Raw genomic sequence first — 23,260 nt, 5'->3', positions numbered from 1 at the left:
ATGCAATTTATTTTAGGGGATAAAAGCACGAAGATGTGTGGTGTTATTTACAGTAATTTGTAATAAAAAAAGAGAGCCGTAGCTCTCTTTTTTCTCTTGCTAAAATTAGTGACGTGCGGCTTTTTTACCATCATCGACTGGTTTTACAATCGGTGCTTTGACCAAAGGTTCAGGCTTTGATGTCAAGGCAAGAGGTAAAATCTCATCAATCGATTTCACTGCTTTAATCTCAAGCCCTTCTTTCACATTTTCAGGAATCTCTGCAAGATCACGGACGTTATCTTGAGGAATGAAGACTAATTTAATGCCTCCACGGTGTGCAGCAAGCAATTTTTCTTTCAAACCACCAATACGCATTGCACGACCACCAAGACTCGTTTCACCTGTCATGGCAATGTCAGGGCGAATTGGGATACCTGTAAAGGCAGAAACCAATGCTGTAGTCAGTGCTAAGCCAGCAGATGGGCCATCTTTTGGTGTTGCACCTTCTGGTAAGTGGACGTGAACATCGGTCTCTTCAAAGCGAGTTGACTCGATGCCCAACTCATCTGCACGTGTACGTACCACGGTCATGGCTGCGGTAATCGATTCTTTCATCACATCACCGAGTGAACCCGTGGTGATAAATTTCCCTTTACCTTTGACAGCTGCTACTTCAATGGTCAATAACTCACCACCGACTGAAGTCCACGCTAAACCGTTGACACGACCCACTTGCGCTTCATCTTCTGCCATACCAAAGTCAAACTTATGTGGACCTAAGTAGTCTGGAAGATTAGCCGAAGTCACATCAACTTGCAGGTTTTTCGCTTTCTTGCTGACCGCTTCTTTTACCACTTTACGTGCAATTTTAGAGACTTCGCGTTCTAAGCTACGCACACCTGCTTCACGTGTATAACGCTGCACGATGTCACGAATCGCTTCTTCATGAACAGTCAATTCTTTAGCACGTAAACCGTTGTTCTTAATGGCCTTCGGAACAAGGTAACGCTCAGCAATATTGACTTTTTCGTCTTCGGTATAACCCGGTAGGCGAATCACTTCCATACGATCCAACAATGCTTCAGGAATATTCATGCTGTTAGCAGTACAGATGAACATTACTTCAGACAGGTCAAGATCAAGATCTAAATAGTGATCGTTAAACTTGTTGTTCTGTGATGGATCAAGTACTTCAAGCAATGCAGAAGCAGGGTCGCCACGGTAGTCTTGCGCCATCTTGTCGATTTCATCGAGCAAAAACAATGGGTTCTTCACGCCAACTTTCGTTAACGATTGTACAATTTTACCTGGCATCGCACCGATATAGGTACGACGGTGACCGCGGATTTCCGCTTCGTCACGTACACCGCCCAGCGCCATACGGACAAACTCACGACCAGTCGCTTTCGCAACAGATTCGCCCAGTGAGGTTTTACCTACACCCGGAGGGCCAACTAAACAAAGGATTGGGCCTTTGAGTTTTTTCACGCGAGATTGAACCGCTAAATATTCCACAATACGATCTTTCACGTCATCTAAGCCGTAATGATCTGCATCGAGAATTTCTTGCGCTTTGCTTAAGTTAATGCTGACTTTGCTGGCTTTATTCCAAGGTGTATCTAAGATCACCTCTAAATAGTTACGTACCACAGCCGCTTCACTTGACGCAGGTTGCATCGCTTTAAGCTTACGGAATTCAGCTTCTGCTTTTTTACGTACGTGCTCAGGTAAATCTGCTTCAGCAAGACGTTTCTCAATTTCAGCTACGTCGTCTTCTGCACCGCCATTCATGTCAGAAAGCTCACGCTGAATAACCTTCATCTTTTCATTGAGGAAGTATTCGCGTTGGTTTTTCTCCATTTGACGCTTCACTGAGTCATGTAAAGTTTGCTCGATCTGTTGCTCTTCAGACTGTTGCAACAAATAGGTCATCAGTTCTTGTAGATGTGCCTCAAACTCATCGTGCTCAAGGAATTTTTGTTTCACATCAATATTCAGTGGAACACGAGTCGCTACGAAGAATAGCAATTGCAGTAAATCATCAATTTTGTTTGCTGCAGCAACGAGTTCACGCGCATTACGTAATTTTGCTTCAGCATATTGAGCAAATAGAGCACGTAATTCTTGAACACGTGTTGCTTGGGTTGTTTCGTCAATGTGAACTGACATAGGGCTAAGCGAATGTTCCGCAGTTAGATAATCATTTTCATCAATGATTTTTTCTAGCTTTGAACGATGCAAGCCTTCGATTAATACTTTTATACAGTTTTCATCATTTTCATGATTCACAACTTGTACAATCTTCGCGACAGTACCGTATTGATATAAGTTGTCGTGATCAATTTCTTCTGAAAGAGAATCTTTCTGAGCAACTACAAATACTAGATTGTCACTGTTACGAGCCACATCAACTGCATTGATCGATTTTTCACGACCTACAAATAGCGCGATTTGCATGTGTGGATACACCACTACATCACGTAACGCTAAAAGTGGTAATACACTTGGAACCTGAGGCTCTAAGGTTTCTTGATTCATAATAATTTCAGACATGGGCACTCCTAATGAGTGACAACGGTGTTGCCATGTTTTTTATAGTGATGGGTATTTTAAAAAATACAAGGGCAGGTCAAAATAAATTGTATAAAAAATGACTAAACATGTGATTTTTAAGTATTCTCAACAGTCAAAAATGTCAATTTTAGCGCTTGAAGCGTAAATATTGTTGAGGCGTAAGCAGTGCATCTAAAGGTTGATCCCATTTTTCTCGAATGAGGCGCTGTGGTACTAGTTGAAAGTGATGGGCCAAACCAAGACGAAACGGACGGTGATAGGGTGCAGCAGCTAAGGTTTTGTCGTAAAAACCGCCGCCCATGCCAATACGCGTGCCATAAAGATCACACGCCAATAAAGGCATTAGTAGCAGGTCTAGGTGTGAAACGTGATGCCCACGTGTTGCCATGGGTTCTTGCATACCAAGCGGATGGTGGGAAAAGCGTTTGTTTTGAAATTGATTGCGTGAAACTTTGACCCACACCAAGCGTTGATTCATATTGCAAATCATCGGTAAATACACCGACTTTTTTTGATGAAAACAATATTCAATGATTTTACGGGTCTGAATTTCTCCAAAGGCATGTAGATAAATGCCGACATGCTTGGCCTGTTTAAATTTGGGCACAGATCTTAGGCGCTGTAAAATTTGCTGCTCAGACTGTTGTTGTTGATAAACGGAAACTTGTCTGCGTTGTTTGCGAAGCTGTTTTCTGAGTTGGGCAAGTTCAATCGACATAATGAACGCAGTCCTGAGTATCGAAAAGGTGAGTGGAAAAGTGATCGCCAAATTTAAAAGACGGCAACTGTTTATAGTTCAGTCGTTGAACCTTTTTTCAGTTCTTGCAAAATTGGGCAGCAACTGTCTGTCGTGGTTTTACATTCATCTACCCAAGTTGAAAGACGCTGTTTCAGTGCATTTAATTCTTGAATCCGTTGATCAATTTTTTCCAGTCGTTGTTGAATCACATCACGGACTTTTTCTCGGTCATTCAGTTGTAAATGTAATAGATCTTGAATTTCACTGAGCTGCAAGCCAGCATCTTTACCTTTTTGAATAAAGCTTAAGGTTTCAATGTCTTGTTGGCTGTAATAACGATAGTTTTGTGTGGTTTCAGGAATGCGCATAAGACCAATCCGTTGATAATAACGAATCGTTTCAACATTAACATGACACTGTTTTGCCAGTTTGCCGATAGTGAGCATAAAATAATCTTCAAAAGGCTTGACTCAGTACCTAGGTACAGACTTTATGCTAACACAATCAAAAAATAAAAGGTGAGCCAGAATGAGTGAGCAACACAAAACGTCTTGCTGTTCAAAACAGAAATCAGTGTCTACAGTGATAAATATCGATCCTGTTTGCGGTATGACGGTAGCAGAGGATTCTCCACATGTGTATGAGCATCAATCAGTTCGTTATTTGTTTTGTTGCTCAGGCTGTTTAAAGAAATTTACAGCCGATCCTGAAGCTTATCTAACCTCAAAAAAAGCGCAAAGTTCTTGTTGTAGCAAAGCGAAAACTGAGCAAGCGGATAGTTCAGTCCAACCTGAAGCAGAAAGTATGGTCACAGCATCAAAAGGGTGTGGCTGTGCGAGCAACCACCAGCAAGGTAAAGTACCTCAAGCAGAAAGCTTTACAGACCCTGTGTGTGGCATGACGGTCACGGATTTTAGTAAACCACATAGCGAATGGCAGGGCAAAAACTATTATTTTTGCAGTGAAAAATGTCAGCAAAAATTTATCGCTGCGCCTGAAAGCTATGTTACGACAGTTGAAGAAAAGTCCGCGAAAGTATCAGGATGTTGTGGAACTTCTAAACCAGAAGAGAAGAAAGCCTCAACATGTTGTGGTACAGAATCTAAAACTCCAGAAACAGCACAAGCTGAATCAAAATCAAGTTGTTGTGCAGCAAAGCCTAAACCAGAACCAGCTAAAACAGGTTGCTGTGGTGGCGGGAAACACGCACATGAGCAGCATGTCCAGTCAGGAGCATCAGCTTTTATTGACCCCGTCTGCGGTATGTCTGTTGACCCAAATACTGAGTTAAAAACGGATTATCAGCAACAGACTTATTATTTCTGTAATCCATCTTGCTTAGACAAATTTAAGGGCGATCCTGAGTTTTATCTAATTCCAGCCGATCAGCGTCCTGTGCCTGAAGGTGCTGCTGATATGGATTATACCTGTCCGATGGACCCTGAAATTGTGCAAAAAGGGCCGGGCACGTGTCCGATTTGTGGTATGGCGCTGGAGCCGATGCAACCGACTTTAGATGATGCACCAAATCCTGAATTGGTTGATTTTAGTCATCGCTTTTGGATGACTTTACCACTGACGTTAATCGTGTTTGTTTTAGCGATGGGTTCACATCTCCATAGTTTCATTTCACCGCATATTCAGCCGTGGATTGAGCTAGTCCTCGCGACCCCTGTGGTGTTGTGGGCGGGTAAACCGTTTATTGAGCGCTGTTGGACCTCGTATAAAACCCGTAACTTGAATATGTGGAGTCTGATTGGGGTTGGGGTATTAGCCGCCTATATTTATAGTGTCGTGGCGACTATCTTTCCAAGCCTGATTCCGATGGCAGCCAAAACAGGACATGGTGTCGCGGTGTATTATGAAGCGGCGTGTATGATTGTATCTCTGAGTTTGCTTGGTCAAATCATGGAGCTAAAAGCCCGTGCCAAAACAGCCGATTCATTGAAAGCCTTGCTCAAACTCCAAGTCAACACCGCTAAGTTGGTTCAAAATGATCAAGTGATTGAAGTAGATATTGGTATGGTCAAACAAGGCGATATTTTACAGATTTCCTCAGGTGATCAGATTCCACTGGATGGCGTGGTGGTAGAAGGCAAAACCTATGTCGATGAAGCCATGATGACGGGTGAACCTGTGCCAGTGAAAAAGCAAGTGCACGACACAGTCATTGGTGGCACAGTGAATCAACAAGGCAGTATTCGAATACAAACCACGGCTGTAGGTGCTAATACAACATTATCGAAAATGATTCAGACAGTTGCAGAAGCGCAGCGTTCTAAAGCACCGCTACAACGTTTAGCCGATGTGTTTGCTAAATATTTTGTGATTGTGGTGTTGTTCATTAGTGCTTTGACCTTTGTTGCATGGATGGTGTTTGGTGGTGCGCAATTTGACTTGGCATTGATGTGTGCTGTAGCGGTACTGATTATTGCTTGTCCATGTGCGCTTGGTTTAGCAACGCCAATGTCCGTGATGGCCACTACAGGTCGTGCAGCACAGAAAGGTGTTCTGTTTAAAGATGCGGAAGCGATTGAAGCCTTAAGTAAGGTTAATACGCTGATTGTCGACAAAACTGGAACCTTGACTGAAGGTAAGCCGAGTTTGAAAGAAATTCGGTTACTCAGCCCAAATGTGGAACAAACTCAAGTTGAACAGTGGATTGCCTCGATTGAGCAATATTCAAGTCACCCGATTGCTCAAACTTTGACTCAAATTGTTCCTACGCAGCAATTGCTAAAAGTGGAAGACTTTGAAGATGTTACGGGCTTTGGCGTCAAAGGTCAAATTGGCGAGCAAACCTTGTATATCGGTAGTCAAAAGTTGCTAGAACAACTCGGTATCACCTTAGACACTACACTACAAAGCCAGTTAGATCAGCAACGTGCGATAGGCAATGTCATAAGTTTCTTGAGCAATAGCCAGGAGGTGCTGGCGTATATTTCTATCCATGATGCAATTAAAGCCAATGCCCCTCAAGTGATTCAGCAATTGATTGATGATGGTATTGAAGTGGTGATGGCGACAGGTGACCACGAGAAAAATGCGCAACTGGTGGCAAAAGAGTTAGGCATTCAGCATGTGCATGGCAATTGTACCCCAATCGAAAAATTGGAGATTGTGAAGAAATATCAGGCGCAGGGCAAAATTGTTGCTATGGCGGGTGATGGGATTAATGATGCACCAGCGCTTGCCCAAGCCAATGTCGGGATTGCGATGGGGAATGGAACCGATATTGCAAAACAGACGGCACAAGTGACCTTGGTGAAAGGTGATATTCGTGGAGCAGCCGACGCCTTGCATATGGCGAAACTTGGTGTACGTAATATGAAACAGAACCTTGCCTTTTCTTTTGTCTATAACGGCTTGGGTGTACCTGTCGCAGCGGGAATTTTCTATCCACTCACTGGGTTATTACTCACTCCGATGTTAGCCGCAGTAGCGATGTCGCTTAGCTCACTGTCTGTGGTTTTAAATGCCTTACGTTTGCAAAAGGCAAAATAAGTCCAGCAGCATATAAATGGTAACAAAAGCCTCAAGCATTTCCTTGAGGCTTTTTTCTATTTACGGCATAACAGATAGAACAAAATAAAAACTGAAGTGTCGACAATAAAACTCAAGGGTCATTCAGGACAACTTCGTGATTGGACTCAAACCAAGTGTTGAAAGCGTGGGTCACGACATGGATATAAAAAATGCTTTTCTATCACAGAATCAGCATTGAAATAAGATTTAAAATATTGAATTAAAATAAATTATAGAGCTGTTGTATTGAAACATCTTTAGAACGGATACCCGATATGATTTTACTTAAACATTGTCAAGTCTTCGTCCATCGCATTTTCAAGTCTAATACCAAAGTTGTTGACAATATTGTTGCATTTTAATTTATTTGTGCTTATTTTAGCTAATAATTGATCTGATTGTTGACAATATGCAAATTGACGAGCTGTCTCCACAGACAAAACAAGTCGCTACCGCGACTTTAACCGACCAGATTTTCAGAAAAATTCAAACTGCGATTGTGAGCGGTGAAATTGCAGCGGGCAGTAAAATTTCTGAACCAGAGCTGGCGCGTGTATATGGCATTAGTCGTGGACCTTTACGTGAAGCCATCCACCGCTTAGAAGGGCAAAAATTGGTAGAACGCACTGCTCATGTCGGCGCGCGTGTAGTGTCTTTATCGCATCAACAACTGTTTGAGCTGTATCAAATTCGTGAAAACTTGGAAGGTTTGGCTTGCCGTTTGGCGGCACAAAGCATCGATAAACAGCAGATTTTAAATTTGCGTGAAGTGCTCCATTTACATGCGCAAGACCCAAATTTTAAAGAAGGGAAAGGTTATTACTTACAAGAAGGTCAGGACGATTTTCATTATTGCATCATAAAGAACTGTGGCAATAAAACTTTGGAAAAGATGTTATGTGATGAGTTGTATCACCTGATTCGGATGTATCGAATTCAGTATTCCAAAACGCCAAATCGTCCGCATCGAGCCTTGTCGGAACATATTCGTATTTTAGATGCTATTGCCGAAGGTGATGCAGAACTCGCGGAATTACTGATGCGACGCCACATTGCTGCGTCTTATCAGAACATTGAACAAAACCTAATTTAATGATGAAGAGAGAGGGAGGACGTATGTCAACGTTATCAGCAGGGCAGAAATTCCGTGATGCGGTTGCAAGTGAACATCCACTACAGGTGGTCGGAACCATCAATGCCAATCATGCTTTATTGGCAAAGCGTGCAGGTTACAAAGCCATTTATTTATCTGGCGGTGGTGTAGCAGCAGGTTCTTTGGGGTTGCCTGACTTAGGTATTAGCAACCTCGATGATGTACTGACAGATGTACGCCGTATTACCGATGTATGTGACTTGCCTTTATTGGTCGATGCCGACACAGGTTTTGGTGCTTCAGCATTTAACATTGCCCGTACCACCAAAGCACTCATCAAGTTTGGTGCAGCGGCTATGCATATTGAAGACCAAGTTGGCGCGAAACGTTGTGGTCACCGTCCAAACAAAGCCATTGTTTCACAACAAGAAATGGTAGACCGTATTAAAGCAGCTGTTGATGCGCGTGGTGATGACAAGTTCGTGATTATGGCGCGTACCGATGCTTTGGCGGTAGAAGGTTTGCAAGCTGCAATTGACCGTGCAGGTGCTTATATTGAAGCAGGCGCGGACATGTTGTTCCCAGAAGCGATTACTGAATTGGCGATGTATAAACAATTTGCTGCTGCAACGAATGTTCCAATTTTGGCAAACATTACTGAATTTGGTTCTACGCCATTATTTACCACAGAGGAATTGGCTTCTGCGGATGTCAGCATTGCGCTTTATCCTCTTTCAGCTTTCCGTGCGATGAACAAAGCAGCGGAAAATGTCTACACTACTTTACGTAATGAAGGTACACAAAAGAACGTGGTCGATACCATGCAAACCCGTCAAGAATTGTATGACCGCATTAATTACCATGCGTTTGAACAATACCTTGATGCCTCTTTTGTCAAAAATAAATAACAGTTTAACCATAAAATCTTTGCGTCAGTGTAGGAAATAAAACTGACGCAAAGCATAAAAATGAATTGATCCACCCAATGGAAGAAGGAAGATCTCATGAATGCAACAACAAACGGATTCAAGCCAAAAAAATCAGTCGCACTCAGCGGACAAGTGGCGGGTAATACAGCACTTTGCACCGTAGGGCGTAGTGGTAATGATTTGCACTACCGTGGTTACGACATTTTAGACCTTGCGGGTCAAAGCGAATTTGAAGAAGTAGCTTACCTTTTGGTTCATGGCAAATTACCGAATAAAGCGGAACTCAAAGCTTACAAAAACAAATTGAAAGGTCTTCGTGGTTTACCTGCATCACTTAAAGCGGCTTTAGAACAACTTCCACCATATGCGCACCCAATGGATGTGATGCGTACTGGTGTTTCAGTTCTAGGTTGCTTAACTCCAGAACACGAAGACCATAACTATGCAGGTGCACGCGACATCGCAGACAAGTTAATGGCATCTTTCGGTTCAATGTTGCTTTACTGGTATCACTTTAGTCACAACGGCAAACGTATTGAAGTTGAAACCGATGATGACTCAATTGGTGCGCACTTCCTGCATTTGTTACACGGTGAAAAACCATGTGAACAATGGATTCAAGCAATGCACACGTCATTGATTTTGTATGCAGAGCATGAGTTTAATGCATCGACGTTTACTTCACGTGTAATTGCTGGTACAGGTTCAGACATGTACTCAACTATTGCAGGTGCAATTGGTGCATTACGTGGACCTAAACATGGTGGTGCAAACGAAGTTGCATTTGTGATTCAACAGCGCTACGACAACGCAGACGAAGCAGAAGCAGACATTCGTAAGCGTGTAGAAAACAAAGAAGTCGTGATTGGTTTTGGTCACCCTGTTTACACCATCGCTGACCCCCGTAACGAAGTGATTAAGCAAGTTGCACTTGAATTGGCGGATGCGCAAGAAAACAAAAAAATGTATTTGATTGCGGAACGTTTAGAAGCAGTGATGAAAGAAGTGAAAAACATGTTCCCGAACCTCGACTGGTTCAGTGCGGTGAGCTATCACTTAATGGGTGTTCCAACTGCAATGTTTACACCGTTATTCGTGATTGCACGTACAGCAGGTTGGTCGGCGCATGTAATTGAACAACGCCAAGACGGCAAAATTATTCGTCCAAGCGCGAACTACACAGGCCCTGAAAACCTCGAATTTAAACCATTGGCGGAGCGTGGTTAATGAACACAAAATACCGTAAACCGCTGGCAGGAACCCAGCTTGAATATTACGACGTGCGTCAAGCCGTTGAAGATATTCAGCCAGGCGCATACGAAAAACTGCCTTACACCTCTAAAGTACTCGCAGAGCAATTGGTACGCCGTGCCGATGCCGAGAATTTAACTGATTATTTAACGCAGTTGATTGAACGCCGTCAGGACTTAGACTTTCCTTGGTACCCTGCGCGTGTGGTGTGTCATGACATCCTAGGCCAAACTGCATTGGTTGACCTTGCAGGTTTACGTGATGCGATTGCAGACAAAGGCGGCGACCCATCTAAAGTTAACCCAGTTGTGCCGACTCAGCTTATTGTAGACCACTCTTTAGCGGTGGAATATGGCGGTGCTGACCCAGACGCTTTTGCAAAAAACCGTGCTGTTGAAGACCGCCGTAACGAAGACCGTTTCCACTTTATTGAGTGGACCAAAACTGCATTTAAAAATGTTGATGTAATCCCTGCGGGGAACGGCATTATGCACCAGATTAACCTAGAGAAAATGTCTCCGGTCATTCAGGCGCGTGATGGTGTAGCATTCCCAGATACATGCGTCGGTACAGACTCACATACGCCACATACAGACGCTTTAGGCGTAATTTCTGTGGGCGTGGGTGGATTAGAAGCTGAAAATGTAATGTTGGGCCGTGCATCTTGGATGCGTCTACCAGACATTATTGGTGTTGAGTTTGTAGGTCAGCGTCAGGCAGGTATTACTGCAACAGATATCGTACTTGCTTTAACTGAGTTCTTGCGTAAAGAACGCGTGGTTGGTGCTTACCTTGAGTTCTTTGGTGAAGGCGCTGACAGCATGTCTGTGGGTGACCGTGCCACCATTTCGAACATGACTCCAGAATATGGCGCTACGGCTGCGATGTTCTACATTGATCAAAACACAATCGACTACTTACGCCTAACAGGCCGTGAAGATGCTCAAGTGGCATTGGTTGAACAGTACGCAAAAGAAATCGGCCTTTGGGCATCTGAAATGACCAAAGCAGAGTACCCACGTGTACTACGTTTTGATCTATCGACAGTCACACGTAACATTGCTGGTCCATCAAACCCACATGCACGTGTTTCTACCGCCGACCTAAAAGAAAAAGGCATTGCAGGTGTTGTTGAAAACCGTTCTGACGGTTTAATGCCTGATGGTGCAATCATTATTGCTGCTATTACTTCATGTACCAACACCTCTAACCCACGTAACACTGTGGCGGCAGGTTTGTTGGCGCGTAAAGCAAATGAGCTAGGTTTGGTTCGTAAACCTTGGGTGAAATCATCATTTGCACCGGGTTCAAAAGCGGCTGCACTTTACCTTGAGGAAGCAGGTGTTCTAAAAGACTTAGAGCAACTTGGTTTTGGTATTGTGGCTTATGCTTGTACAACGTGTAATGGTATGTCTGGTGCGTTAGATCCAGTCATTCAGCAAGAAATTATTGACCGTGACTTGTACGCAACAGCAGTACTCTCTGGTAACCGTAACTTCGATGGTCGTATCCATCCTTATGCAAAACAAGCGTTCTTGGCATCTCCACCGCTTGTCGTAGCGTATGCAATTGCGGGTACAATTCGTTTTGATATCGAAAAAGATGCTTTAGGTCATGACAAAGAAGGTAACCCGATTTACCTGAAAGACATTTGGCCATCTGATGCTGAAATTGATGCCTTAGTTAAAGAAGCTGTGAAGCCTGAGCAGTTCCGTAAAGTCTACATTCCAATGTTTGACTTAGGCGTAAACGTAGAAGCCGAAAGTCCGCTTTATGACTGGCGTCCACAAAGTACTTACATCCGCCGTCCTCCATATTGGGAAGGGGCGTTGGCTGCGCCACGTACTTTGGCGAACATGCGTCCACTTGCGATTTTGGGTGACAACATCACCACCGACCACTTGTCGCCTTCAAACGCGATTTTGATGGACTCGGCTGCGGGTGAATATCTTCACAAAATGGGCGTACCTGAAGAAGATTTTAACTCTTATGCAACGCACCGTGGTGACCACTTAACGGCACAACGTGCAACATTTGCCAACCCGAAATTGTTTAACGAAATGGTACGTCGTACTGACGGTACAGTGAAACAAGGTTCGAAAGCGCGTGTAGAGCCAGAAGGCGAAGTGATGCGTATGTGGGAAGCGATTGAAACTTACATGAACCGTAAGCAACCGCTGATCATTATCGCAGGTGTGGACTATGGTCAAGGTTCTAGCCGTGACTGGGCTGCAAAAGGCGTGCGTCTTGCAGGTGTAGAAGCCATTGTCGCGGAAGGTTTCGAGCGTATTCACCGTACCAACTTGGTGGGTATGGGCGTATTACCACTTGAGTTTAAACCGGGTGTAAACCGTAATACCTTGAAGTTGGATGGTACTGAGCTATACAGCGTGATTGGTAATATTGCGCCACGTTCGACTTTAACTTTAGTGATTGAACGTGCTACAGCGGATGGTAAGAATGAAGTTGTGGAAGTGCCTGTAACTTGCCGACTAGATACGGAAGAAGAAGTGTCTGTATATGAAGCGGGTGGTGTACTTCAGCGTTTTGCTCAGGACTTTTTGGAAAGCCAAGAAGAGCAAGAGCAATTAAGAGCTTAGTTTAAAAGTATTTGAAATTGTTTGAAAAAAGCCCTACTTTTAGAGTGGGGTTTTTTTATGTAAATGAAAATATAGAATAAAAATACTTTTGAATTTGGTATGGAGGTAAAGAAAAAAATAAATGAAAAGAATAATTATAGCTGCTTGTATAAGTTCACTCTTTTTAACAGCCTGTGAGCAAAAAAAGAAAGAACCTGAATTTATAACACCCCGTGATCAATATGGCTCACGTTATAGTGTAGGCGATTTAGGGGGAAAGCCTGTTAACCTTGGTAGAGAAGCCCCAAGGGTTGAATATGAAGATAATACAGGCTTCGTAACAGGTAAGAAATATAAACGTCAGACGCGGACCTATAAATCTAAAATTCAGGCCTTTGGATTTTATATGCGTTACACCGATGGATTGGTTTTAGTTCGCTATTATAAAGCATCACCGTATTCGGAGAAACAATATAACGCAGAAATTAACCTGCCTGATAATCATTGGGTAAGAGTCGGTGTTTACGCAGATAAAAGCTATTATGGAGATTTAACAAAGAGATTAGTCAATTCAACGTTAGAAACGAAGATATTATCAAAAAAACAGTTAGAAGAATTCAATTTTAGAGGTATATATTTGCCCACAGATGAGTATGAATATGACTTACAAAAGTATGTTCCACATCCTGAATGGGTGAAACGAAATAAAAAATTAATAGCTAAAAATACGAGGTCTAATATTTTATATAATATAGATGACTTATATGTTGAAAAAAATGAACAAGGAAATGTACTTACCTTAATTACATGTGGATATTCAGAAAACCCTATAGCACGTCAATGTAAACAGGAATTTGTTTTGGAACCAGAAATGAAAGCTAGTCTTTCTATATTATTTCAGCGTGTTCATCTGCAGGATTGGAAACTCATTCAACAACAAGCAAAAAAAGTCGTACAAGGTTTTATTGTAGATCCCATCAAAATTAAAGATGGAATGAAATGATGGGTATCTGATAAATACTTTCAAGATAAAGGGAATTTCATTCAAATGAAGTGAAATTTCGGTGTCAGTAATTCTTAGTTTTATTGTTGACCCATACGGTCACAAAATAGACTCTACAAACTCAAAAGCTTGTCTATACTCTGTTCACCATTTCTAAAACACATGGAGAACAAAAATGGTAACTGCTGGCGAAAAACCTGGAACAGGCTTCTATTTTTGTATTCAATGCGGACACCGCGTTTACTTAGAAATTGGTACAGACCGTTTACCCCCGTGTACCAAATGCCTTGGCAATCAATTTAACAGCAAGATTGCCTAAGCTGCACACTACAAACAGTGATTCGCTGTTTGGAATAAGGCCCTGTCACACAAGATAGGGCTTTTTATTTGTATCAAGAAAACTATGGAAGGGAACGAAACCTGATACTAGTACTCAGCCGTATTGAGAACTTTGAATATTTGTTCACGATCAATCACTCTAAAGAACAAGGCATATGTGATCTAAAGCCTCATTTGTGTACGTAAAGTAAGCAAATCTTTACTTTAATGATTAAATTTTATTTAGCTCACCAATTTTTTGAATACATTATTTCTTACATTTATGACACCATTATTTTTTAAAATGATCAGTGGACATTGAGCATAAGCGCGTTATACTAGGGTTACCATTTCTAAAACAACATAAGGAGGACAAAAATGGTTACTGCTGGCGAAAAACCCGGAACAGGCTTCTATTTTTGTGTTCAATGCGGACGTCGAGTCTACTTAGAAATTGGTACTGATCGTTTACCCCCGTGTACCAAATGCGCTTGCACTCAATTTCAAAAATAAAAGTGATTAAGCAACAACATTAAAACAGATATCCCTGTTTTAAAAAAAGCCCTATTCATCCATAGGGCTTTTTGTTGTTATGAACCATATAAAAATATAGGACTTGGTATGCAGTCATCCTAATTGGGCGCATTATTAATTTAACTCTTGTGCTAAAAGCTGTCCTTCCGTAGTGAGTTTTTCTGCCATTTCCGCTGTTTTTTTCAAACCTGGCATACGGAACTCGGTATGACCATAGTCATGAATAGACTTCCAGCGTCCGCCCCAAGTTAAACCAACCGACTCGGCAACTTCACCATATAGTTGATAGCCTTTCCAAGCCCAAGGATCACGTTCAGAAATGACCACTTTACCATCCCGTTTAAATGCAACATCTGCAGCCAAGCCAAATTGGTGATAGCTTTGGAAGGCTTTAGCACGCGTGGTATTTTTATTGCCAGAAAGCATATTTTGACGCGCGGGACTACGATAACCCTCTAACAATACCAGTTCATAACCATAACGTTCCTTCATGATTTTAAACACCATTAATAGCCGTTGCTTGTAGCGTAAATTCATCCGATCCCATTTACGGTCAATCAATGAAGTATCAAAATGCCCATGACTTTGTTCAAATGTCGTATCGCGTTCTAAAGAGAAAGGTTGAGCCGTGACACTGTTGTTCTGTGCTTGATATTGCTGTTCTAGTTGCATGGCTTCAACAATTGCAGCATCCACCAACTGTTCATCGACCTCTGGTGGTGGTGTCAATATTTCACCATTCAATAAGGCATAAATTTGTGGGTCGACTTTTTCCAGATAATTAGCCTCGACTTTGGTCGGATCAATCGGGCGGGTAAAGGCAAAAAGTAGAATACTGCCCAATAAAAAAAATCCAGCAATCAAAATCCACCATTGTTGTAAATGCCAATGGGTTTGAGTCTGTTCGGCGGAGGCTGCATAACCCATTTCTTGTGCAAAATGACGTGCGTGCCCAAGCTTTTGTTTGCTGTTGGGTAGAATCAACCGTACATAATTTAGGGTTCGCAGCCGAAGCTCATAAGACATTAACAAGCTCAAACCAATCACCAACGCCAGAAAGCTACAGCCAATAAAAATAATCATCTTGGTTTTAATGGGTAGCAGGTGATGATGGATGTGTGGTTTGTGCTTGAGGCTGAGCCAATTCAGCTTCTTTATCCAGTTGATCTAATAAGGCAGGCTTCACTACGCCTTGAGCCAAGGGTTGTGCTGTCGGGGCGGAAGTATGATGTTTCTGCATTCTTTTTTCGATTGAGACCACGGCTTTACTCGCTGATTTGGGTTCTTGGCCCAGATTGGCGAAGGGTGAGCTGTTTGGCGTATGCGTATTGAGATTGGTTGTACTATTCACTGAATGCTTAAATAGTGCGGACATCTCTTGTTCATTGATTTGATTTGGATAATCAATATCCTCATCTGCTGTAGTCGCATTTTCCACGGGCTTGGTTTCTTGGGGCGGTGTATGCGTAGTTGTCTCAGCTTGATTCGGTTCTATGTCAGTGGATGTCATTTTTTCAGAGTTTTGTGCATAAAGATAAAAACCGAAAAATCCACAACTTAAAATAATGCCACCGACAAAACCTGCAATCACATAAATGCTTGAACGCTTTTGTGGCTTTGCAGGATTTGCTTTTAAAATGCGCAGGGTGTTTTGCTTTTCTTGAGCCATGGAACTACCACCATTTATGGTAAATAAATCGTGATATTGGCCTGTTCAGTTGGCGTACTAATCACATTGTTAAATGGTGCAAGCGACTTTTGAGTTTGCTGATTAAGGGTGTATCTTAAGCCTGCAAAAGCCAGAAGGCTAAAAATCAATAAAAATAGAATAATCCAGACAAAAGGCAGTTCACGATGAATGATGTTCTTGATTTGATCAGGTAGAGCTGAAAAAGGTGAGAATGCAGCTTTTTTCCCTTTTAAATAATCAATTTCATCTCCAATTCGTGCCACCAAATGATTTAGGCTTTCAATCGACTCAATTCGATATTTGCCTTGAAAACCCAACAGTAGGCAATAATGAAAAACTTCGAGGGAGGCGAGTCGGTCTTTACCTTTACTACGCAGTTGCTCTAAAACTTCAAAAAATTGATAACCTGCCAGTTGTGAACCAAACAGGCTTAGTTGTAATGGATTAATTAACCATAGATTTTGCAAATTAAAAAAAGCATCGTTTTGCTGCGTGACGATAGTTTCATCCAACAAGGCACAATAGGCATATTTAGCATCATGAATATCTTCCGCAGAAAATTGTAATTTGCGTGCCTGTTGTTCAAAGCGGTGTAATAAATCCAGGACTTTTTGTCTAAATTGTTCGGGTTGTTGGGGAACATATTGGTTTCTTAATAAAAAAACCACATAAAAACCGTCATACAGTAAATCAATTAGACAGGATGTTGGCTTCACAATCGCAGGGTGATAAGGCAAGGTATTTGAACCAATTTGACCATCATCAAACAAAGAGGGTGCCTGACTAGAAGAATTCATTTTTATTATTCCTTAGCTATTCATCACAGCAATTAATTCAATACTGATGTCTTGGAAACCAGATGGAACATAAATACAAATGGTTTCAGAAGACAACATCTGTTGGTAAAGTTCATGATGAGGTTCAATTTCAAAATAACTCACCCCTGAACGTACAGGAATGGCAGTAGGAACTTGCATTAAGTGATGTAATGGAATCGCAGGAAGTGCTGCAACCACTCGTTGTTCGACGTCAATGGTACTGCCCACTTTAAAGCGTAAAGGAACAATTTGAATTAGTTCATGCGTTTGCATCATGCTACTCGACACAGAAACATAGAGTCGGGTATCTCGGGTAATTTTATCTGTTTCAAGACTACCGACCCAGTACGATGGACGTGTTTCTTTTAAGCTAATACTGATGTAGCGGTTTGAAATAATCGTATCGAGTAAGTCACGTAAAATTTGCTCTAAATCACTGAAACTCTGTTGCAGTTGGTGATGTTGGTATTTGGGTAGTTGGTCTACTTCATAGACGGACGAGAACGTCAGTAAAGAACCAGTCAATCGTAACAGTTCGGAAAATAAGCGTTCAGGATGAATCTGAGGGTGTTGAAAAATGTGATTGAGGCTGGCATATGCCGTATTTAGTGCATTGACCAACCAAAAAGACACAATATCACCAGAACGAAATTCAATCAGTTTTTGTTCATTTTCACGATTATTAGATTGAATGGTTTTAATCTTGGCACGAATGATATTCAGTAGGCGTTTCAACTGATTTAACAATGCTGCATTTGATTCAATATGCAATAACGGCGGAATAAACTTCGGGTCAAGTTCAAAATGTCCCGAACTTTGGCGTTTAATCATGCCCACGGGTAGATACAAGAAACCATCCATTTCATGGGTTGGCATGATATGTGGTTCTAATAGCTTAAATTCTGCCCGACGTCGCAATAGGGAAATTTCAGCAGGAGACGCATCGGTAAACAGGTCATGGGTTTCTGTCAAATAACAATGATAACGACTTGGCTGTGAACTTTTTTCATATGAGACATTTTTTTTATTGGCTTGTACAATCGGAATCGCCAAATAAATTTGCATTTCACCTTGCAAGTTTAAATTGTCCAATAAAATGGGTTCAGGTAAAAGGTCACGTGAGGGAGCGGCATAAATTTCACCGTCTTGCCAGATCATTTCAATCGCTTCTAAAGCCAAAACATTTAAGTTCAATTGGCTTTCATCGAAACTAATTTTTTGAATACCGTAGGCAAAAGGGATGGTCGCGCGAATGGTATGATTCAGATGCTGTTCATGATAACGGTCTTGTAATTGAAAGTGTTGAGGACGTAAAAATAAGCCTTCGCCCCAAAGAATTTTTTCTGCTTTAAACATGTCAATTACCAGTTACTTGTTTCATTGTTGGTTGAGGAGATGCCCAATAATTCTTGAACAGATTCAAGTGGATTTTCCTGTTTAATGACCTGAGCTAACCATTCATGTAAAGGCATTTGGCTCCATTTCACTGTCTTTTGCAGCATATAACTCACTGGGCTATGGGGTTCATGTGTTTGAAAATAATCGGCAATGTCCTGCAAAACTTTTATAGCTTGTTCCCGATTTTGTAAATGACTTTGTGGGGAAGGTTGAAAACCTTGTTGTGAATGCAGGGGCATAGCGAAAGCTGTTTCGGTGTGAGACAATTGACGGGTATCTGTTGATATTTCAAGCGTAGATGAAGTGTCTAAAGTGTCAGATCCATGTTGAAATTGATCCGCTTTATAAATTTTCTTTAATGACTTATGGATATCTTCAAGCTGTGAATCAATATGTGCAAAGCTTGGAGCTTCCAATTGCATGAGTTGATCTAGTACCAGTTTTAAGGTTTCCCAATGCAATAAAAGTTGTTCAAAACTTTGGTAATTCTGTAATTGTACCGTTCGGGAACTTTGCGCAAGTGCGAGGTCAAACTGCTCAAGTTGATTCGAAAATACCGTATCATCATCTGCTTGTTTTCTTTGATTGTTGTTCTGATACAGAAAATTTTCATAATCACATAAAGAATAAGCTGGCGAACTTTCAATCAATGGTGTTTTTTTGATTAATAGCGGAAGTTGATTGACTAAACCTTTTAATAATCCCAAGCGTTGATCTAAGTCATCCTCTTCAATTGCAGGGTGTAACTTGAGCCAGAATTGTTCTAATAAACGGTGTGACAGTTCCAGACTCTTCGATAAGCCATAGAAACCATACAAATTTGCCCATGCTTCAGATAACCACGTGAGCAGTCGAATATCTTTGGTTTTTTCAATTAGAAGTTGGCAACTTTGTTCTGCAACAAAATTCCAGTCTGCTTGTTTGGGTTCTGTAATCCAATCACCTAAGACCAAAGATGGATCATCTTCAGTCTTGGCTTTTTTAATGGCATGAAATTCATTGGAAAAGGATAAATCTTCCCCACATGCTTTTGCGCCCGAAATGGGTTCGAGTAACTTGTCTAACTCTATATTCATAATACGAAATAATCCAATTTACGTTTTATACAGTTTCAGCTTTGACTGCTTTAGCTTTTTTCTTTTTAGATTGTTTTATCTTAGAATCAAGAACATAAATGAATTCATCATTGTCTACGTCTATCCAAATTTGATTTGGCAACTTTTGTTCGCTCAAAGCCAGCAAAATTTCTGTCGCTAAAGCAGGTAGAATCGAAGCATTTAATATATGATCTATATTTCTGGCACCGCTATCCACTTCAGTGCAACGGCTAAGTAATAGCTCACTGACATCATCACTATACTGAACCTGCACATGATATTGCTGCTCGATGCGTTTGATAATTTTTCCTAATTTATGCTCAATGATTTGAATTAAAAGATCATCATGTAATGGGAAATAAGGAACAATTTGCATACGACCTAAAAATGCAGGTTTAAATTGCTGATATAAACTTGGTTTTAATTTATCAAGCAGTTGCTCAGCAGTAGGCCATTGCTCGACAGGATGATTTAGACAGGCTTGCATAATGCTGCTTGAGCCTGTATTTGAAGTCAGTAAGATCGTAGTGTTTTTAAAATCAATGACACGTCCTTCACCATCTTCTAGAGTACCTTTGTCGAAGACTTGGAAAAATAACTCTTGAACATCTTGATGTGCTTTTTCAATTTCATCCAGTAAAACAACACTATACGGATTTCGTCGTACAGCTTCGGTCAATACGCCACCTTGACCATAGCCGACATAACCCGGAGGCGAACCTTTTAACGAGGAAACGGTATGGGCTTCTTGGTATTCGGACATGTTAATGGTAATTAAGTGCGATTCACCGCCATATAATTCCTGTGCTAGCGCCAATGCTGTTTCGGTCTTACCTACACCACTTGGTCCCACTAACATAAACACACCTTGTGGTTTATTGGGGTCTTCAAGCTTGGCTTTAGCAGTTTTAATACCTTGAACTAGCAGTTTTAACGCATAATCTTGCCCCATGACGCGTTGTTCAAGTTTGCTTTTTAGGTTTAGTATTTGTTTAATTTCATTGCTGACCATGTTACCTACAGGAATACCTGTCCAATCAGAAATAATTTCATTAATGATGGTGGCATTCACACGGTCATACACGAGAGGGTTATTGTCTTGTAATTGGAGCAGTTTAAATCTTAATTCAACAATTTGCGCATTACAGTTAACGGTTTGGCCATCTTGCAGCGCTTGAATTTGTTTGACTAAAGCCAGTTCTTGCTGCCATTTTTGTTGTATGACTTGAATATTTTGTTCTAAACACAGAATGTTTTCTTGAATGCTGGTCAGACGTTCTTCATGAATTGGATTACTTTGATGTTCATTCTGTAGAATGTTTAGTTCTAATTTGAGATTGTGTAACTGCGCTTGAAATTGGTCTAATTGAACAGGTTGAGCATTCTGCGTAAGTGCGACACGTGCAGCCGCAGTGTCTAAAACGCTAATCGCCTTGTCGGGGAGTTGACGCCCTGTAATGTAACGATGTGATGCATGAACTGCGGTGATAATTGCTTCATCATCAATTTGTAACTTAAAATGTTCCGTCATAACTGGAATCATGGCGCGTAGCATATCAATGGCGACAGCTTCGGTTGGTTCCTCCACTTGAATGACTTGAAAGCGACGACTTAAGGCTGCATCTTTTTCAAAGTATTGTTTATATTCTGCCCAAGTTGTTGCGGCAATAGTGCGCAGTTCACCTCGAGCTAGTGCGGGTTTAAGTAAATTTGCAGCATCATTTTGCCCCGCTTGTCCTCCTGCACCAATCAGTGTATGTGCTTCATCAATGAATAAAATAATAGGATGGCTCGAACTTTGCACTTCCTGAATAATTTGTTTGAGGCGGTTTTCAAACTCACCTTTTACACTGGCTCCTGCTTGTAATAACCCCATATCTAAGGTGTGAAGTTGTACATTTTTGAGTGCATCTGGAACGGAGTTTTGTGCAATTTTTAACGCCAGTCCTTCAACAACCGCTGTTTTTCCGACGCCTGGTTCGCCAGTTAAAATAGGGTTGTTTTGTCTGCGTCGCATCAGAATATCGAGCATGAGGCGAATTTCATGTTCGCGTCCAATTACAGGGTCAATTTGCCCGTTTTGTGCTTTTTGCGTCAAGTTGATGGTGTATTGATTTAAAGCAGGTGTTTGTGAAGTTGATAGTTGGATAGAACTAGAGGGAAGATCTGTTTTTGGCTGTACGGTTAGTGTAGTATGACATTCGGTACTGTTCCGGCAAATGTCTAAAAACTGATGTTTTATCGTGTCGATTGGTAATTTGATTAAGTGAGCAGATGCCCGAGTTGCAATCTGGTGTAAATCAGTCGCGGTAAGTAATGCAATCAATAAATGGCTACTTCGAATAACAGGTATTTTCTCAGCAGAGGCCACTAGCCAAGCTTGTTCAAATAAACGAACAATGGACAAAGCAAAAATCGGGGTACGAGTGTTACCTTTAGGTAATAATGCAATACTTTGGCTTAAATCATTTAAAAGTTCTTCATGCGCGATTTTGTATTTTTTTAATACGAGTTGCAGATCATTATCTGAATTTTGTTTCACCAATTCAGTTAGTAAATGCTCAATCTCTATTTCAAAATTTTGTTGAGAAACACAAAAGTTCGCTGCCTTTTCTAAAGCTTCACGTGCAGGAATAGACAGTTTTGTAATTAAAACTTTTAAATTATTCATTATGGATCTCAGCTTTTGAGACTAAGATTTGAATTACTACTTTAATACGAATATTTTTGTTGGTTAAGTTATTAATAAAAAAGTAATAATCAAATTTTCTTAGTCAAAAAAATCATAACTTTCTAGCATGAAAAATTATGTTTTTAAGTAATTGGTATAAAGTCGTGCGAATCATATATCATAAAATTTAAGAAAAAAAGTGTTATTTAAATTTATTAAATGTCGAAAGATGACAAAATTTGTCTTGACTACTGTGGTTAATATTTAGTTAAATCTGCCTACTTTAAAAATACATAAAGTAAAAACCAGAATATAAACGGTTAAAACTTTAGACAAAGACTTAATAATAGAGGTTGTTTTGAAGACGAATATTCTCTTGTGGGCAGGCTTAATGCTGTCTAGTTTATCTATGAGTGCATTTGCGAGTAATTCAGATATTGATATTTCTCGAAGTTGCATCAAGAAAAATCCGTTAGTTTCTGGTGAAAATGATCCTGTTTTATTAAAAACATATAGCCAAATTTGCGATAAAAAAAACGCAGATAATAAAAATGGTTATTTAGTTCAGGCAGCGCAACGTTTTCAGCAAATTGGTCGAAGCGATAAAGCTTTAGCACTGGTACAGCAGCTTGAAGCTGAAAAAGTACAAGGCAATACCCTGACTGATGTCAAGTTTCTTGCAGCGACTAATATTGCAAATGATGCATTAAAACAAATGCGTCAGAAAGAAATGCGCTATCTCAGTTCAGATATTACATATCCTGCAGCAAGTGAACTCATTCGATCGATAGATTCAGCAAAACCTGCTTCAGTTTTATTAGAAACCGCTTTAGATAATGCTGAAAAGAATCAAACGACATCAAAATCATCGAAAAAGAAATCAGCAAAAGTTACCACAACTGTAAAGAATAAGACCAAAACCAAACCTGCAGTAGTAACAACCAATAAGGTGAAGGCAAGTACAACGACAGCTAAAGTCAATACGACAAATACGAGTACAAACAGTAGTAGCAACCCTTTTGCTGGTTTATAACAATTTAAAATACAAGGCTTTAAATC

18 protein-coding genes are annotated in these 23,260 nt (G+C 40.9%); 9 read left to right on the top strand and 9 right to left on the bottom strand.

Annotation, left to right across the window (positions count from 1 at the left end; genetic code table 11):
- Nucleotides 1-105: 105 nt before the first annotated feature.
- The 3 genes from lon to MP622_RS09385 all read right to left on the bottom strand — a co-directional run bounded on the left by lon (nucleotide 106) and on the right by MP622_RS09385 (nucleotide 3,741).
- Nucleotides 106-2,535 carry an endopeptidase La gene (gene lon / locus MP622_RS09395; RefSeq protein WP_243790666.1) on the bottom strand — a complete coding sequence of 810 codons (2,430 nt, stop codon included), beginning with the start codon at nucleotides 2,533-2,535 and terminating at the stop codon, nucleotides 106-108.
- A 148-nt stretch (nucleotides 2,536-2,683) separates the two neighbouring features.
- Entirely contained in the window at nucleotides 2,684-3,274 is a 591-nt protein-coding gene (locus MP622_RS09390; RefSeq protein ID WP_243790664.1) for a 5-formyltetrahydrofolate cyclo-ligase, read from the bottom strand.
- 71 nt (nucleotides 3,275-3,345) lie between these two features.
- Nucleotides 3,346-3,741, bottom strand: a complete 396-nt coding sequence (locus MP622_RS09385) for a MerR family transcriptional regulator (RefSeq protein WP_016165866.1) — start codon at nucleotides 3,739-3,741, stop codon at nucleotides 3,346-3,348.
- Nucleotides 3,742-3,823: 82 nt separating this feature from the next.
- Between MP622_RS09385 and MP622_RS09380 the strand changes: the two genes are divergently transcribed.
- The 8 genes from MP622_RS09380 to MP622_RS09345 all read left to right on the top strand — a co-directional run bounded on the left by MP622_RS09380 (nucleotide 3,824) and on the right by MP622_RS09345 (nucleotide 14,506).
- A complete protein-coding gene (locus MP622_RS09380; RefSeq protein ID WP_243790662.1) occupies nucleotides 3,824-6,799 on the top strand; it encodes a heavy metal translocating P-type ATPase in 2,976 nt (991 codons plus the stop codon).
- A 430-nt stretch (nucleotides 6,800-7,229) separates the two neighbouring features.
- A complete protein-coding gene (locus MP622_RS09375; RefSeq protein WP_104440997.1) occupies nucleotides 7,230-7,913 on the top strand; it encodes a GntR family transcriptional regulator in 684 nt (227 codons plus the stop codon).
- Between the two features lie 23 nt (nucleotides 7,914-7,936).
- A complete protein-coding gene (prpB, locus tag MP622_RS09370) occupies nucleotides 7,937-8,821 on the top strand; it encodes a methylisocitrate lyase (RefSeq protein ID WP_243790660.1) in 885 nt (294 codons plus the stop codon).
- Between the two features lie 96 nt (nucleotides 8,822-8,917).
- The gene (prpC, locus tag MP622_RS09365; RefSeq protein ID WP_243790658.1) at nucleotides 8,918-10,069 is read left to right on the top strand and encodes a 2-methylcitrate synthase; all 1,152 of its coding nucleotides are present in this window, start codon (nucleotides 8,918-8,920) and stop codon (nucleotides 10,067-10,069) included.
- Nucleotides 10,069-12,693 (top strand): Fe/S-dependent 2-methylisocitrate dehydratase AcnD, encoded by a 2,625-nt coding sequence (acnD, locus tag MP622_RS09360; protein WP_243790656.1) that lies wholly within the window; start codon nucleotides 10,069-10,071, stop codon nucleotides 12,691-12,693. The genes prpC and acnD overlap by 1 nt, the downstream gene beginning before the upstream one ends.
- 121 nt (nucleotides 12,694-12,814) lie before the next feature.
- The gene (locus tag MP622_RS09355; RefSeq protein ID WP_243790654.1) at nucleotides 12,815-13,675 is read left to right on the top strand and encodes a hypothetical protein; all 861 of its coding nucleotides are present in this window, start codon (nucleotides 12,815-12,817) and stop codon (nucleotides 13,673-13,675) included.
- Between the two features lie 175 nt (nucleotides 13,676-13,850).
- Nucleotides 13,851-13,994 (top strand): zinc ribbon-containing protein, encoded by a 144-nt coding sequence (locus MP622_RS09350; protein WP_213064793.1) that lies wholly within the window; start codon nucleotides 13,851-13,853, stop codon nucleotides 13,992-13,994.
- A 377-nt stretch (nucleotides 13,995-14,371) separates the two neighbouring features.
- Entirely contained in the window at nucleotides 14,372-14,506 is a 135-nt protein-coding gene (locus MP622_RS09345; protein WP_016165874.1) for a zinc ribbon-containing protein, read from the top strand.
- A gap of 135 nt (nucleotides 14,507-14,641) precedes the next feature.
- On the opposite strand, the gene MP622_RS09340 is transcribed toward MP622_RS09345, so the two are convergent.
- Genes MP622_RS09340 through tssH form a run of 6 tightly spaced genes read right to left on the bottom strand, consistent with a single transcriptional unit; the run spans nucleotide 14,642 to nucleotide 22,204 of the window.
- Nucleotides 14,642-15,610, bottom strand: a complete 969-nt coding sequence (locus MP622_RS09340) for a M15 family metallopeptidase (RefSeq protein WP_243790652.1) — start codon at nucleotides 15,608-15,610, stop codon at nucleotides 14,642-14,644.
- 7 nt (nucleotides 15,611-15,617) lie between these two features.
- On the bottom strand, nucleotides 15,618-16,196 hold the full coding sequence (locus MP622_RS09335; RefSeq protein WP_243790651.1) for a hypothetical protein: 579 nt from the start codon (nucleotides 16,194-16,196) through the stop codon (nucleotides 15,618-15,620).
- 14 nt (nucleotides 16,197-16,210) lie between these two features.
- Nucleotides 16,211-17,014, bottom strand: a complete 804-nt coding sequence (gene icmH, locus MP622_RS09330; protein WP_243790649.1) for a type IVB secretion system protein IcmH/DotU — start codon at nucleotides 17,012-17,014, stop codon at nucleotides 16,211-16,213.
- Nucleotides 17,015-17,026: 12 nt separating this feature from the next.
- The gene (tssK, locus tag MP622_RS09325) at nucleotides 17,027-18,391 is read right to left on the bottom strand and encodes a type VI secretion system baseplate subunit TssK (RefSeq protein WP_243790647.1); all 1,365 of its coding nucleotides are present in this window, start codon (nucleotides 18,389-18,391) and stop codon (nucleotides 17,027-17,029) included.
- A 5-nt stretch (nucleotides 18,392-18,396) separates the two neighbouring features.
- On the bottom strand, nucleotides 18,397-19,509 hold the full coding sequence (gene tssA / locus MP622_RS09320) for a type VI secretion system protein TssA (protein ID WP_243790645.1): 1,113 nt from the start codon (nucleotides 19,507-19,509) through the stop codon (nucleotides 18,397-18,399).
- A 25-nt stretch (nucleotides 19,510-19,534) separates the two neighbouring features.
- Nucleotides 19,535-22,204, bottom strand: coding sequence for a type VI secretion system ATPase TssH (gene tssH / locus MP622_RS09315; RefSeq protein ID WP_243793498.1), 2,670 nt, complete (start codon nucleotides 22,202-22,204; stop codon nucleotides 19,535-19,537).
- Nucleotides 22,205-22,559: 355 nt separating this feature from the next.
- On the opposite strand from tssH, the gene MP622_RS09310 reads away from it, so the two are divergent.
- Entirely contained in the window at nucleotides 22,560-23,234 is a 675-nt protein-coding gene (locus tag MP622_RS09310; RefSeq protein WP_052662108.1) for a hypothetical protein, read from the top strand.
- The last annotated feature ends 26 nt before the right edge of the window (nucleotides 23,235-23,260 follow it).

This window comes from Acinetobacter sp. PK01, assembly GCF_022819285.1.
GTDB classification, from domain to species: Bacteria; Pseudomonadota; Gammaproteobacteria; order Pseudomonadales; family Moraxellaceae; genus Acinetobacter; species Acinetobacter tandoii.
Note: the sequence above shows the minus strand (reverse complement) of the source record. Positions and strands in the feature narration are given on the sequence as shown.